7 protein-coding genes are annotated in these 15,388 nt (G+C 43.7%); all 7 read right to left on the bottom strand.

The genetic code is table 11. From position 1 onward, the window contains the following. Window positions 1-157: 157 nt before the first annotated feature. The 7 genes from MTBBW1_RS02465 to MTBBW1_RS02435 all read right to left on the bottom strand — a co-directional run bounded on the left by MTBBW1_RS02465 (window position 158) and on the right by MTBBW1_RS02435 (window position 15,385). Complete coding sequence (locus MTBBW1_RS02465; RefSeq protein ID WP_139786635.1) at window positions 158-4,279, bottom strand: type I polyketide synthase; 4,122 nt, start codon at window positions 4,277-4,279, stop codon at window positions 158-160. Then, on the bottom strand, window positions 4,209-5,576 hold the full coding sequence (locus MTBBW1_RS02460) for a beta-ketoacyl synthase N-terminal-like domain-containing protein (protein ID WP_080798670.1): 1,368 nt from the start codon (window positions 5,574-5,576) through the stop codon (window positions 4,209-4,211). Before MTBBW1_RS02460 ends, MTBBW1_RS02465 begins: the two co-directional genes overlap by 71 nt. After that, entirely contained in the window at window positions 5,563-11,295 is a 5,733-nt protein-coding gene (locus MTBBW1_RS02455; RefSeq protein ID WP_080798667.1) for a non-ribosomal peptide synthetase, read from the bottom strand. Before MTBBW1_RS02455 ends, MTBBW1_RS02460 begins: the two co-directional genes overlap by 14 nt. Before the next feature lie 192 nt (window positions 11,296-11,487). After that, window positions 11,488-13,110 (bottom strand): ATP-binding protein, encoded by a 1,623-nt coding sequence (locus MTBBW1_RS02450; protein ID WP_080798664.1) that lies wholly within the window; start codon window positions 13,108-13,110, stop codon window positions 11,488-11,490. A gap of 103 nt (window positions 13,111-13,213) precedes the next feature. Continuing rightward, a complete protein-coding gene (locus tag MTBBW1_RS02445) occupies window positions 13,214-14,404 on the bottom strand; it encodes a hypothetical protein (protein ID WP_080798662.1) in 1,191 nt (396 codons plus the stop codon). Between the two features lie 207 nt (window positions 14,405-14,611). Continuing rightward, the gene (locus tag MTBBW1_RS02440; protein WP_080798659.1) at window positions 14,612-15,058 is read right to left on the bottom strand and encodes a type II toxin-antitoxin system VapC family toxin; all 447 of its coding nucleotides are present in this window, start codon (window positions 15,056-15,058) and stop codon (window positions 14,612-14,614) included. A gap of 3 nt (window positions 15,059-15,061) precedes the next feature. Then, window positions 15,062-15,385 (bottom strand): hypothetical protein, encoded by a 324-nt coding sequence (locus MTBBW1_RS02435; protein ID WP_080798656.1) that lies wholly within the window; start codon window positions 15,383-15,385, stop codon window positions 15,062-15,064. Window positions 15,386-15,388 lie beyond the last annotated feature (3 nt).

Here is a 15,388-nt window from a genome sequence, read left to right as displayed (position 1 = left end):
TGAACTCATATTCAACTTTCCTTGAATAATTGAGGTTCTCCTTGATTTCCTCGTTTCTATTTACCATTGTTTTATCTCCATATTTCAACTCTTCGCCGAAGCGTCCCCCTTCTGAATCATTGATTCAGGAGGGGTGGTTGACAAAGCAAACTGGCCATCATATAAAACCCTCTTCCCAATCTTCTTCCTCTTCATCAGCTCCTTCTTCTCCACCTCCTTTTTTTCCATTGCCATTAACTGTTTCTTCTATCTGGGCGGCAATATCTCTTATGGTGGGCTTATCAAAAAGCTCTGCCAGGGAAAGTTCAAGTTTAAAGGCTTTGCGGATCTGGGTTACAAGCTGTGTCATTAAAAGCGAGTTGCCCCCCAAATCAAAGAAACTGTCGTATATTCCTATTCCGTCAATGCCAAGGAGTTTCTCCCATAGCTCTGCCAGCTCTTTTTCAACATCACTTCCTGGAGGAACACACTCTCCTAAAAGTGCAGGTCTTGGGTGCCTTGCAAGTGATGGCTGTTCTTTCTCCTCTTTTATATTAACCCATTGGCTTATCCGGCCATCAAGGTTTCCAGTGGATACAACTATGCGGGGGATATCGGGTAAAAGAGAATGGGTAACAGGAGAACAATTACAAATGGCTCCTGACATGGATAGAATACGTTTAAAAGCCTCAACTCCATCTGCCGGAGTCAGTGCCATCTCTGCTATAGAAGCTCCTGCCTGACCTGCTGAAGGTTCATCTTCAAAACGCCATCCCTCCCAGTTCACAGAGAGCCAGGGCACAGGGTGTTTTCTGTTATGGGAAATTGCCATGGCATCCAAAGATGCGTTGGCTGCTGCATAGGCAGTAAATCCAAGGCCTCCCAATATGGGGGAAAGGGAAGAGCACAGAATACAGAAATCAAGGTGTCTGTCCTTTAATAACTGTTCCAGAACATGGGTGCCCTTAAGTTTGGGGGATATCTGTTTCATACTGAAATCATGAGTGGTTTCGCTTACTGTGGCAAAGGAGTCTGCCCCAACAAGACCCGCTGCATGAATTACCCCCCTTAGAGGAGCTTTTTCACCATCTTCACCATCAATCCTGTTCATAATGGCCTGCATCGCTTCCATATCCGTTACATCGGCGGCCATCAACTCAATATCAGCACCATTTTCAAGAAGTGCCTGAAGTGTTCCAAGACGGTGTACCAGGGCCGGGTCGCTATCCGGAGAGTTAATAATGGTGTTCCACATCTCAGGTTCCGGTAATGGCCTGCGTCCGGTCAAAATGACTGTTGAATCCTGTATAAGACCTGTAATTGCCCCTGCAAGGGTAAGCCCCACATTTCCAAGACCTCCGGTTATAAGATAGGTGCCTGCTGACTTGGATCTGGATTCAGAAATGCCTGTTCCGGAAATTTTTTCTTCAAAAACAGGTAAATCAAACGGCTTGAATTTTTCCACCCATCTGTTGTTCCCCCGAAGAGCCACAGAACGCTCCCCGTCCCTTGCTGTAAGCTCCGCTGTAACCCTTTGCAGGAATTTTTCCCTTTTCCATGACACATCAGGAATGATTATATCCATGAGACGGCATTTCAGGTTTGTATACTCCTGGGGAAGAACTTTCAAAGGGCCTATGACAGCAGCCCTGGAGGGATCTACTGCTTCATTGTCATACATGGAAAAAATACCGCTTCCAACAACGGTTATGGAAAGTTGATCACTAAAGGCAAGTTTTCCCAGGGCTTGACCCAGCTCCACCATTTTATGGTAACCATATTGCAGGATAGTATTTTGCTGGCAAGAGAAATCGTCCTTGGCCAAGTGTTCTCCGCCGCCGGTATGATTTTGTCCACCAAAGAGACCTTCTTTGTTAAAGCGATCCTCCCCACCAAAATTATTCCCAAGCAGCCCCGTGTAAACTATGTGATCAGGCCACATATCCTTCTTTTTAAGGGTATCAAGGAGGGATGACCAGCCTTCATGCCTTTCATCATTTAAAATGAAATTGATATTTATCATGGAAAGGGTGTCAGGTTTTGCTGGAATGTCCTTTTCATTATTAAGTGGAGCATGGTCAAGATTAAGAGGAGCATGGTCAAGGGAAACACTTATGACCTTGATCCCTTGTTTCTCCAGTGCTTGATCAATGCCATCAGAATCCCCCACCACAAGCCATAATCCAGAGGCATCTCCCTTTTTCTCCAGGGGAACCTCTTCCCATACCGGAATGTAAAACCATTTTGAAGGGTCGGGGTATTTTGAAGGTGATGTTGTGTCCGGTTTCTTGTCCAGACACTCTATGTTCCCATTATGACCTATGTTGGTTGCAGCGGGTTCAATCCAGTATTTTTTGGAATCAAAGGGGTATGTGGGAAGAGGTATTCTTTGCCTGCGTTTTCCCATATATCTGTTTTCCCATTTAATATCCAGGCCAAGTACCCACATGCGTGCCATTGCAGCTAAGAGTGCCGGGGTGTCAGAATGGATGTTGCTTCTTTGGGACTCTCCATGATCATCACTTTTTAGATTATATCCCAGGGTACGGGAGCTGGAGGGGGTGTTTCCTAAGTGATATCTGGGATCATGGAGGGTTGATATCACAGTGTTATTTGAAGGACGATCCGGCTGCTGCATGGCAAGACCCGCCAGTCCCTGTCCTGGGCCTGTTTCAAGCCATATGGAGGTGGATTCCCTTAGTTCTTTATGATTTGCAAGGGTTTTAAAGCCGTCCGCCAGACGCACACACCTTCTTGCAAGGTCAAGGTAGTGCTCCGGATCCATGGCCTCATGGGCATTTATCCATGCTCCGGTTACACACGATATATATGGTATCTGTGGCGGATTGAATTTTACCTTCTCAAGCTCTTTTCTAAAGGGATTTAAAAAGGGTTCCATTAGCCTTGTATGGAAGGCAAAGTCAAGGGGCAGCCGTGTATAGGGAACTGCCTTTTCCTTTAATGTTTCTTCCAGTTGCTCCACAGCATTTTTCTCACCTCCGGCCACACACTGGGACGGGGTGCTGATCATGGCAATGTCAAGATCCTCTCCCATCAAGGGCAGAAGATCTTTTTCACACATGGATATGCCAAGCATCACTCCTGGCTTGATTACTGATAGCAGGCGTGCCCCGGCCACTGCCATACCAAGGCCATCTTCTAAGGATATAACTCCTGCAATGCAGGCCGCAGTGTATTCACCTAAGCTGTAGCCAAGCATGGCACTGGGTTGGATTCCCATACCCTGCCACATCCTTGCAAGTGCATATTCCACAATAAAAAGTGGAACAGGATCCGAGGCCCTTTCCGGTATAAGGGAGGGTAGCTCAATTGCCGATGGATACCAGCCATCGGCAATATCCATTGCGTGGTTTTTTTTCAGTATTTCCTTGCAAAGGTCAACCTCCCTGCGGAAAAGTGGTTCTGTTTCATAAAGCCCCCTGGCCATGTCGTCATGCTGCATATCCTGGCCGGGAAATATGAAAACAACTTCCGGAGGATGGGGCAGTGCCCTGCCGGTTATAACGGGGAAAGATTTTGTTTTTATATCTTTAGTATTCTGAGTACTATTTATATTTTTTATTTTATGGGCACTATCAATATCAATTAAAGAGGCAAAGGCCTTTGAACCTTCCATCATACTTCTTGAAAGTACAGCTCTTCTAAATGCAAAGGGATGGCGGCCGCATTGCAGTGTAAATGCCACATCTGTTGGGTTTTGATCCAGGTTTTCTTTAAGATATGCGGCAACTCTTTGGGTGGATTTTTCCAGGGTTTCAGGGGAACGGGCGGAAATGGTCAAAAGGTTCCACTGATCTGCTTCAGACGAAGAGGTCATATTATCTGGAGCCTCTTCCACTATTACATGGGCGTTGGTTCCTCCCTGTCCAAAGGAGCTTACCCCAGCTCTTCTGGGAGTGTTATCTTTCTTTATCCAGGGCAGGGGTTGGGAATTCACAAAAAAGGGGCCAGTTTCCATATCCAGTTTGGGATTGGGTTCTTTAAATCCCGGCATGGGGGGGATTGTATTATTCTGGAGGCTTAAAACAGTTTTTATAAGACTTGCCACTCCGGCAGCAGTATCAAGATGTCCCACATTGGATTTAAGGGAGCCAAGGGCACAACTGCCTTGGGCTTGCTTTTCATTAGAGTGTACCCTTTTTGCATTATTCTCCCCCTCTCCAGCTATGGAGAGGGGGCTGGGGGGTGAGGTTTGGCAGACAGGATTATCAAAAAAAGGGTACACTCTTTTCATTAAATGCGGTGTTGTCATTATCAGGTGGATTTCCCGCTGTGCCACTGAAAATCTCCCTCAATGCAGCCACCTCAACGGCATCTCCAAGGTCTGTTCCTGTGCCATGGGTTTCAACATGGGTGATATCTGAAGGGGATATACCAGCCATTGACTGTGCTTCCCTTATGACCGCAGCCTGTCCCTCAATGCTGGGGGCTGTATAACCAACCTTCAGGGCACCGTCGTTGTTCACGGCAAATCCCCGTATAACAGCGTGTACTGTATCACCGTCCCTCAAGGCATCATCAAGGCGTTTTAAGACCACCACAGCAACTCCGTTGCCATCCACAGTGCCGTTGGCAGTGATATCAAAGGGGCGGCAATGGCCATCTTTTGAAAGAATTCCTCCCTGGTGATACATATATCCTTCATTTTGTGGCAGGTTGATTGTGCATCCACCGGCAAGTATCATGTCGCTGTCAAAGGCAAGAAGGCTGCGGCACCCCATTGCAAGGCCCACAAGGGAGGTGGAACAGGCAGTACTGGTATTTACAGCGGGACCCCTTAGATTCATTTTGTATGCAACCCGTGTGGGTGCAAAATCCTTGTCATTGGCAAGGTTTATGTGCCATGGCCCAATGGTTTCAATGAGATCCTTTCTACCCATGAGATTGTGTATAAGATAGCTGTTAAGGCCAACTCCTCCAAATATCCCTGCTTTGCCTTTATAGTTTAAGGGATCATAACCAGCATGTTCCATGGCCTCCCAGCTACACTCTAAAAGCTGGCGGTGCTGGGGATCTAAAATTTCAGCTTCCCTTGGGGTAAAATCAAAGAACTCTGCATCAAAATACTCCATATCTTTCAGTGTACCATTGGCTTTGACATAGGAGGGATTGTTGATATCAGCTTCACTCACACCTGCGGCCAGGAGTTCTTCATCTGTGAAGCGGGTGATGGATTCCACTCCTTCCACAAGGTTTGTCCAGAATGAGTCAAGGTCATGTGCTCCGGGAACCCGCAGGGCCATTCCTATAATTGCAATGGCGTTTTCATTACCTGTAGGGGTAATTCGTTGTGCTTGATCTGCAATCTTTTGTGCTTGCCCTGCCATTTCCTGTGGTTGTCCAGAGGTAATCCTCTGTTGTTGTCCGTCAGGAATACCCTGCAAGTGAGCTATGGGATCGATCCCTTCAGGTTGGGTGCTTTTTTTGATAAAGTCAGCCTGTGATGCAATTGTGGGATAACGGAAAATATCCACAGGTGACATTGATATGTTAAAGTCATTTTGCAGCCTCTCCCTTAAGGGAAGTATCAGCAGGGAATGTCCGCCTACCTCAAAGAAGCTGTCATTTACGCCCACTTGATCCGTGGCAAGGAGTTCCTGCCATATGGTGGCGATTTTTTTGCTCGATACGGGTACCAGGTGCCATTACATTGTTTGTCACGGGTTGTTTAAGTGCCCTGGGCAGGGGAAGTGCAGCCCTGTCCACCTTGCCGTTCACTGTCAGTGGAAGGGAATCCATGGGCATTATGAATGAGGGAATCATATGGGAGGGAAGGTGTGAGCCAAGGCCCTGCCTCAGGGTAACTTCATCAATTTCATGATCATCTTCCGGAACAACCCATGCAAAAAGCCGGATATCCCGTGCTGATACTCCATGGGCTGATACTTCATGGGTCTTTACCACACACTCCTTTACACCTGTCTGCATTAACAGGGCGTTTTCAATTTCCCCTAACTCCACCCTGTGTCCCCGTATCTTGACCTGGTTGTCAATCCTTCCTAAATATAAAATTGTTCCATCACTTCTATACCGCACAAGATCCCCTGTGCGGTAGATGTGGGCATCCATATTAATTTTTGCTGTATCACTCTCCGTCACATTGGTCTTTTGTGATGAAACATTAGTCTTTTGTGATGAAATATTGATATTTGGGGGTGATTCTATGGCTGTTTTCCGCAGCTCAGAAAGTGCCCTTGCAACTCCTGTGGATGATATGGGAATAAATCTTTCCTTTGTCAGTTCCGGCCGTCCCAAATACCCCCTGGCAACACCTTCGCCTCCAATATAGAGTTCCCCTGTTACACCTATGGGAACCGGCTCAAAATTGTTGTCAAGGATATAGAGCTGTGTATTGGCAATGGGGTGTCCTATGGGCATGGAGCCTGTGTGGGGATCATCTGGACAAACTTCATGGATGCAGCATCCCACAACGGTTTCCGTGGGGCCATATTCATTAACAAGACGTGTATCCGGGGCATATTTTCTCCATGGCTTAACCTGGCGTCCCAACAGTGCTTCCCCTCCAAAAATCAGGCAGCGTGTGCTACCTTTTAGCTTTTCCGGTGGAATCATGGCATTGATAAGTTCCAGGTGGGCAGGGGTGAACTTCATGAGACTCCAGTCAGTTTCCGACACCAGGGCTTTATGGATCTCCTGGATTTCACGTCCCTGGTCTCCTTCAGGAAGAAGGAAGAGGCATTTACCTGAAACAAGTGGAGTAAATAGACTTGTGATGGTGGCATCAAATCCTATGGAGGAGTGGAGAGGCGAGCCTTCCCCCTCCTTTGTGCGGTAATAACAACAGGCCCATATGAGATAATTAACCATTCCCCGGTGGCGGATCATTGTCCCTTTGGGAACTCCGGTTGAACCCGATGTGTAGATAACATAGGCAAGGTTATCAGGTTGTGTGCGGTTGGGAATGTTCAGCACCATTCTGCTGTTAACATTTGGGTCTTTATTGATATTGTTATTTTTCACAACCTCCGGCGGCAGGGAAAAGCTATCCTGTGTCAGGTTGTCAAGTGGAATTACATTGATGCCATTGGAATCAGACAGACGGCTGCAAAGGCTTTCCTGTGTCAATATGGTTTTTACCCCTGCGTCCTTGAGCATAAAACCTATACGCTGTTCCGGATAGGAAGGATCCACAGGAAGGTAGGCTGCACCTGATTTTAAAATACCAAGGAGTGCTGCAACAAGCTGTGGTGAGCGTTCCATAAAAACTGCCACCACCTCTTCCACATCTGTTTCAAGTTGTAAAAGTGCATGTGCCACCCTGTCAGCCATTTTGTTGAGATTACTATATGTTATTTTTGTATCAGGGTCTCCTCCCATGCGTAGGGCTATTGCATCTGGAGTTTTTTCTACATGATCTTCAAATAGTTCGTGGGTGCATTTATCTGAAGGGAACTCTGCATGGGTATCGTTCCACTCCAAAAGTATTTTTTCAAGATGTGGTGTATCCATTAGGGGAAGGGATGAAACAGGGCATTCAGGCTTGCTGGCAATGCCTTTAATTAGGGTAATGAAGTGTTCCACATAACGTTCAATGGAGGATTCTTCAAACCTGTCCCTGTTAAAATCACACTCAAGGGCAAGGCCGGAAGATACCTCTGTAAGGTTCAAAGTTATATCAAAGGGGGTATAATAGATGGGTTGTGACAGCCATGTTACTTCAAGGTTTTCCATGGCAGGTGCCTTGCCGGGTCGATCTAAGTTGAATATGGCGGAGAGAAGCGGGGCACGCTGCCCATCCCTTTTAATCTTTAGTTTGTCCATGAGTTCAGCAAAGGGATATTCCTGGTGTTGGTATCCTTCAAGGAGAACCTTTCTTGTGGCTTTGAGATACTCAATAAAGGTGTCATCCCAATTAATACGGCTTCTTATGGGGATAACATGGGTGCAGTAACCCACAACCTTATCTCCATTTTCCATACCACGTCCTGCAACCGGTATTCCCACCAGGAGATCCTCCTGGGTGGAAAGTCGATGGAGCCACAGTGCATAGGCAGCAAAAAGAACCATGAAGTCGGTGCATCCCTGTTTTGTGCCAAGGTGTGCCAGGGCCTGGGTCAGATCCTTTGGAATCATCTTTGTGCAGCGGCCCCCTGAATAACTTTTTATGGCTGGCTCCATATTATCAGCAGGCAGTGACAGAACAGGCAGATCACCTTCAAGTTGCCTAAGCCAGTATTTCTCTTCCCTGGGGAAGGTTGTGGTGTTACGCCAGAAAGCATACTTTGACCAGGATACGGGTGGTGTAAGTCCGGAAGAGGTATGGAGAGTATCAGGGGAATCGCTAAGGGAATCAGAAAAAGAGCCAACCGAAGAAGTAGTATTATGGAGAGCAATATTATAGATGGTGGCAATTTCATTGACAATAAGGTTCATGGAGAGCCCATCCACAACAATGTGGTGGCCTTTTAGGATAAGACGCCAATCACTGTGATCCAGCTTTAAAAGGTGTATTTCAAAAAGCGGGCCCCTGGCAAGATCAAATCCTTTTTTAGCGTAATCCCCAAGCCATCCCTTTAGCCCATGGTCAATATCCCTGTTTTTGGAAGTATCTGAATCTTTGGGAAGATCAATGGCCTGGGGAAGGTCAACACCCTGGGTAAGGTCAACATCTTGGGTAAGGTCAACATCTTGGGTAAGGTCAACATCTTGGGTAAGGTCAACACCTTGGGTAAGGTCAACACCTTGGGTAAGGTCAACACCTTGGATAAGGTCAACACCTTGGGAAAGATCAACTGTGACAATCTTTCCAGCATGGGGGCCTATGGCATAGAAATCACCCATGGGCAGGATTTTTAAAAGATCTCCCTCAATGATTGATCGAAGGGATTCATGGCGTTTTATAAGGATATCCACAGCTTTTTGCAGTCGATCAATATCAACTTTCCCCTTTAACTTAAGCATTGGGCTTACATGGTATGCCTTTGATCCTTCCGGGGATATTGTTGCCAGTATGGAGAGTTGCTGCTGGGCACGGGTAAGGGGGATGGTGATGGTGAAGTCTCTATTTTCAAGATTTTTTCCTATATGAGTTTCAGTTTCCTTGCTGCCTACAAAAATCTCAGCTTCCTTGCTCCCCAAAGGATTTTTCGTTTCTTTCCCCTTTTTAGGGGGAAGGAAATCCCCTTTCCGCAGCTCCATTATACTCTCTTTAACTGCTTTGATGATGTGGGCAACATCTTCATCTGTATGGGCAGTTGAAAGGAAGTAGTTACGCCATTCCCAGATGAACACTCCCTTTTCCATGAGGTGGTAAAAAAGAAGTTCAAGGTTACTTGAAAAGGCAAAACGGAACAGGGAACCAAAATAGACAACCTCTATGGGTACCTCTTCTGCCTGAAAAAAGCTGTTTAGCTCATCTGCTAAGAATTTGGTTTTTCTGTTAAGGGATTCCTGTAGGGCAGGGCCCTTCTTTTTCAGATGTTTAAGGGTTGCAAGGGTGGTTATCATTGCGGTGGGATGCTGGCAGAAAGTACCTCCAAACACGGTGCGGTTGACCTTGGGATATGACGCATCATTGTAATGCCATGTTCCCCCGTCTATGGCATCTATGTATTTTGCCTTGCCGGCAACAACGCCGATGGGCATTCCTCCCCCAAGAACCTTGCCGTAGGTGGCAATATCTGCTTCCACACCAAACCATGCCTGTGCCCCCCCAGGATGCACCCTGAAGCCTGTGATCATCTCATCAAAAAACAGGAGTGTGCCGGTTTCCGTTGTAATGCGGCGAAGTTTATGGAGAAATTCCCTGGGCTGGAGATCTGGGCGGCGGCTCTGCACAGGCTCCACCACCACAGCTGCAATTTTATGGGCATTTTTCTGTATAAAATCAAGGGATTCATCTTCATCATATTCAAGTACCCAAAGGTCATCCACTGCTCCTTGGGTTATCCCCGGAGCTACTGGCACACTATGTAAGCCATCAAGGGTATCTCCTTTTTTTACAGCCCTGCCCATGACATTGTCCGAGTGGCCGTGGTAGGCATTCTCAAACATGACTATTTTATCTCTTCCCGTTGCTGCACGGGCAAGTTTCAGGGCTGCCATGACAGCTTCAGTACCGGTGTTGGTAAAGGTAACACGCTCCATTCCGGTAAATTCACTTATAAGCCGAGCAGCTTCCCCAGTTTCCGGAGGGCGGGGCCCAAGTAGCCGATCAGAAGGGGCATTGGCAAGTGCATGTCTTATAAAGTCAGGATCATGGCCAAAAAGTGTAACTCCCTGTCCCATGGTGATATCAATATACTCATTGCCGTCCACATCCCAGACATGGGCTCCCTTGCCTTTTTGGCCTATAATTGGATAAAGCATCTCCTTGGTGGTGAAACGGAAACCCACAGAGGCACGACTGTCGGCAAGTACTGGCCTGTATTTAGCAACAAGTTCCTTGGATCTGCGGGTGTGTCTTGTATAATTGCTAATAAGGGTTTCAAGGTGTCTGCTTTGCCTCTCTGTGAGGCCCCTTGCCCTTATCTCAAGGGGGGAGAGCATTTTGTGCATCACCGCAGAAGATGAATGTTTTTTGGATGATTTATCAGGCGAGGGTTGTTTCTTGGATGATTGCCCGGCAGATGAATCTTTCTGGGATGATAAACCGGCAGATGAATCTTTCTGGTATGATAAACCAGCAGATGAATCTTTCCGGAATGATTGCCCAGCTACAGGTGGAGTCTCTTTTTTAATTTTCTGCTGCCCCATATCTTTTAAATTAGTGCTGCTGATTCCAGCCATCCCTGCTTCTGCAATGAACTGTAGCTGCTGGTTAACCGTGTTGGTGAAATTCTGTGCTGCAGCCTGTAGTTGCTGATTCACCACGATTTCCAGCAAAGAAGCATCGGCATTGGTAAAGGTGGGAATATTGATGGAAGGAAGTATGGAGGATAAGCTTTCTTTTTCTTCAAAAACTTGATTGGATGATAAAGGGGATTGACCATGGGCAGGGGAATTATTTGGAGTGTTTACAGAAAAACCTTGCTGGCTCACGGAGTTTTCACGGGATTCTAAATTTGATGGAGTCCAATGTATTTCAAGGTAATCTATGAGTGCTTCCATGGTGGTCAATTCTTCAAAAAACTGAGGAATCTCAATGGTTACACCAAATTCATTCTCCACAGATTGTTGCAGCTGCATCAAGATTAATGAGTTGGCACCCATTTCAAGAAATGGTATGGTCAGGGCATCTTCTCCAGGTGTCTCAGGAAGTGCTTTTTCCATTAATCCTTTTAAAAAACTGACTATGTGATCCCGTGTATTCTGCTGTGCCGACTTTGTGTCCATCAAGTTTTCTCCGATGATTTCATGTTTTTGATTATTTAAACTTTTGGATTAATGAATTTATATTTTAAATCTCATGATACTGAAACATTAGATATATAATATATATACGTAATGTAATATATAATGCAATATATGATGTAGAGACGCAATGCATTGCGTCTCTACTACAATTAACGAATTATTCAATTATTATTAACAATCATTTAATGATCTGGTTTCCACAAAAAAAGGCATGACCTTAACACCTGTGTCAGGATCATTAAAATCATTTTCAAATTTTTTTCTGTTATCTGCATCTATAATTTCTATAAAAAATATGAGTGATATCTCTTTTAAACCGAGCTGTTGTCCATAAGCTGCTGACTGTTTAAGAGCTTTTCTGTATTCTGACTTGTCAACATAGGATTTCAACTCTACACCGTATATCTTTTTTCCATATTTTAGGATAAGGTCTATCTGACCATTTCCTGTTGGAAATTCAGGGTAAACTTCTCCACCGTATCTTCTGATAAATCGTGATAAATACATATAAACATTAAAATGAAACACTGCCTCAAAAATTCTTAAATCTGATCTGCGTGGTGCCCTTTTTAATATCCAATGACTGTTTTTTATCAGGTATTTTTGATAAAACTTCATCATTTGACGGATATCAATTCTGGTTTCATTAATGGCAGATTCAATATCTTCAAAGGGCTCGTAGAGTTCATCACCGATATCAAACAGTTCATTTGTCAAAAAGTTGAAAAGCCGTTTCTGAACAAATGGGCTGGCAAATTTGGCATGCAACTCTTTTTGATTGTTATCATCAGTTTCTTCAATATCTATAACACCATTTGTATATAAAAAATTTAGATCTGTTTTATCATAAGCAAATCTAACTTTCTCTCTGGTACCAAGCATTCGTAACACAATCTCTTTATATGGTGTTATTTTTACCTTGCTGATGATATTTAAAATATTGTTATTGGGTAACCTGTATAATCCAGCCCTGTATGCTCTTTGAAAAAGTGCCATATCCATTTGCATTTCAGGTGTTACACGAAACTGCCCCCACCCTTCTGTCAAAAGTTCACCAAACCAGCAGGTTAATCCCGGCTGACCTTGTGTTTCATAAAAAAGAGTATCAATGACCTCTTGATCCACCCTCTGGCCGCTCTCTTGTTCATGCCAGCGAAACATGGTCTCAACTTCATCAAAAGTCAAATTTGGAATTTGCATACTTCTTTGCACATTAAATGGAGAACCTTTGGCACTTTCAACCCCAAGTACACTTCTGACACCAATTAATGCAACTGCATGAAGCAGGTAATCTTTTTTATCTGTTGGTCTGTCAGACTGATCCTGTCTTATGGTATAGATATTTCTAAAAGTACCGACAATTGCAGAAATGGCATCTTCATTTAGCGAGTCAAATTCATCTAAAATAAGAACCAATGGCCTATCTAAAACTTTATTACTAAAAATGTTTTGAAATTGTTCAGGTGTATCAATAACAGGAACCGTTTTGTTCAATCCACTGCCAATGCTTTCGCTAATATTCTGTAAGATGATAGAAACATCTTTTGTCTGTTTTAAATTTTCTAAATTTATTTTTAATACAAGGAACTTTTCATCTTTTTTCAATCTAAAAAGAATTTCACGCAATGCCCAGGATTTGCCTGTCTGCCTGGAACCCCAGACCGTAATATAATGTCCACCTTCTTCATAACTATTTCCCACCAATTGGCCATAGCCAAAGTCAAGCAGCTCCTTTCTTGGTGCATAATAATGAAGTTTGGGATTTACTGGTCCATATGATGAAAATGTACGCATGTTTATCTCTCCCTCTCTCTAATTCCTGTGATATTTTTCTCAAAAGTAAGATTTTGCAGGAAAAAATGATGCACAGATTTTTTGCTGATTATCATCAAATTGTTTAAGAGATCCATAAAGATTCAGTTGCAAGGTGCAGCCTCACCATCAGCCCACTGTGCTCACCGGCGTCCACCTCAAAGGGGGGCATATAAAGATAACCGTTATGGATAACTCCCCCCATAAACCCCCGGCAGTCAGGATGTGCAAGGGCAGTATCACAGACTGCCCAGTTTTTCGGGTTTCCAAATTCGCCCTTTGTGTCATAACGGGTCATCTGACCGTGATATGCACCTATACCCCGGCAATGTGGAATAAAGTATATATATCTTTCATCACTTAATGCACCGAAAAAGCCTCGGCTGCCAGGATTAATATGGGCACTGTCAAACCATTCCCAGGCATTGGGATCGGAAAGATCTGAATTTGTATGGTATCTTGCAACCTGGCCATATCGGTCGTTTCCGTCAAAATATGGAACAACATATAGAAATTCACCATGGTGTACAGCACCGACAAATCCCCGGGCACGGCCGTTAAAGAGGGTGAGATCCACGCTTTCCCAGGAATTAGGGTCATTGAAATTTTCCTTTGTGTTGTACCTTGCAAGATTGCCGTTATACTGTTTGCCTTTTAGAAGGTAGGGGATCATATATATAAACTGTCCGTCATGGGCAGCACTGTGAAATCCCACATTGTTGGGATTAACTGCTGTTAAATCAAATGTTTCCCAGGATGAGGCATCCCCAAAGGATTTTTGGGTGTTGTAACGAATTGTACGTCCATGGGTTGTGGTAAAGTCAAGTTGATAGGGTGCCATGTATAGATATTGTCCGTCAAAGCAGCCACTTATAAACCCACGGCAGTCTTGATGGATTGTTGTTGTATCAAAAACCTTCCATGAGTCGGCAATGTTGAATGGCTGTGTTGTATCGTACCTTGTAACATGTCCGTGGTGTTCTCCATTACAAAACGGTATGAAATATATATATCTGCCATCATATTTTGCATCCACAAATCCGCGGCTTTCGGGGTCAATTTGGGTTGTGTCGAAAAAAGTCCAGGCATCTTTGGAATCAAAGGGCAGGGTAGTGTCGAATCTTGGAACCTCCCCAAAAAAGTTTCCATTGTTTAGGGGTGCAAGGTATATATATCGACCGTCAAATGCAGCACCGGAAAAACCCTTTGCACCATGGTTTAATGTACTAATATCAAATAGTTCAATGCCTTCTATGGAATTTTTCGCATGTGTCATTTTCAAGGTTTCCTTGATGTTTTAGGGTTTAAGAGCCTGTTGAAAATTGATTTTCGTTTAACCTTTTTTGATCGTCTGATTAAGCCTAAAACTCACCCCCCTGGCTCCTCTCCATGACCGGCGAGGGGGAGAATCCAGCAAAAAGGGGACACTCAATTGATTTATGAAAAAAGCCTGAATTTTAATATGTTGCCAGGCATGAGATTTTTAATTTATCCAATCTTCCCATTGAAAGTCTGTGTAAATATCTTTAATAATATTAAAAATATTATCATGAGCAATTAATATTGCGTTTTCCTTTATAGCTGTGGACGCAATCATAAAGTCAATAGTATGTTTTTTAATATTCTTGGGGCTTATTCCAGTTTCTTTTTTATATATACTTTTTATCTCTCCAAATATTTCTGCTGTTGTTGGTGTTATAGATATAATATGATTTTGAAATGATTTTTTTACAAAATCAATAGCCCTTCGTGCCATTATTTCATAATCAGTATTCTTTGCATTGGAAAGTCCATAATACATCTCATGAATTGTTAATACGGAAATATAAGCGTCTCCTTTAACTTGATCAAGAGAGATAAATTTTTTTGTTACATTCTCATTTATTCCAATAAGTCTTATAATGCCAGTATCTAAAAGGTATTTTTTCATGTTCTATAAACTTTGATTATTTCTATAATCAAAAGATTCATCAACTCCATCACGAAAATCTTTTGAAGCATTTTCAAATATCGAAGAAACTTCGGGGGTCATTATTCTTTTAAATTCTTCTGCAATTTTAGCATAGTTTTTTTTAGTATCAGATATTTTATGTTTTTCTTTGACTTTGATTGAATCGTCTTGATTTTTTATTTCTTCTATCTTGGAAACAGTTATAGTAATCAGCTCATCTGGTTGAATAAAAGCAAATTCTTTTTTCCAGTTTATTGATAATAGATCAGTACCTCTTAAAGTTTTTTTTATCAGTTCTGCAGGCATATT

Origin of the sequence: Desulfamplus magnetovallimortis (assembly GCF_900170035.1) — a bacterium.
Taxonomy (GTDB): domain Bacteria; phylum Desulfobacterota; class Desulfobacteria; order Desulfobacterales; family Desulfobacteraceae; genus Desulfamplus; species Desulfamplus magnetovallimortis.
This window is presented reverse-complemented; position numbering and strand designations above follow the sequence as displayed.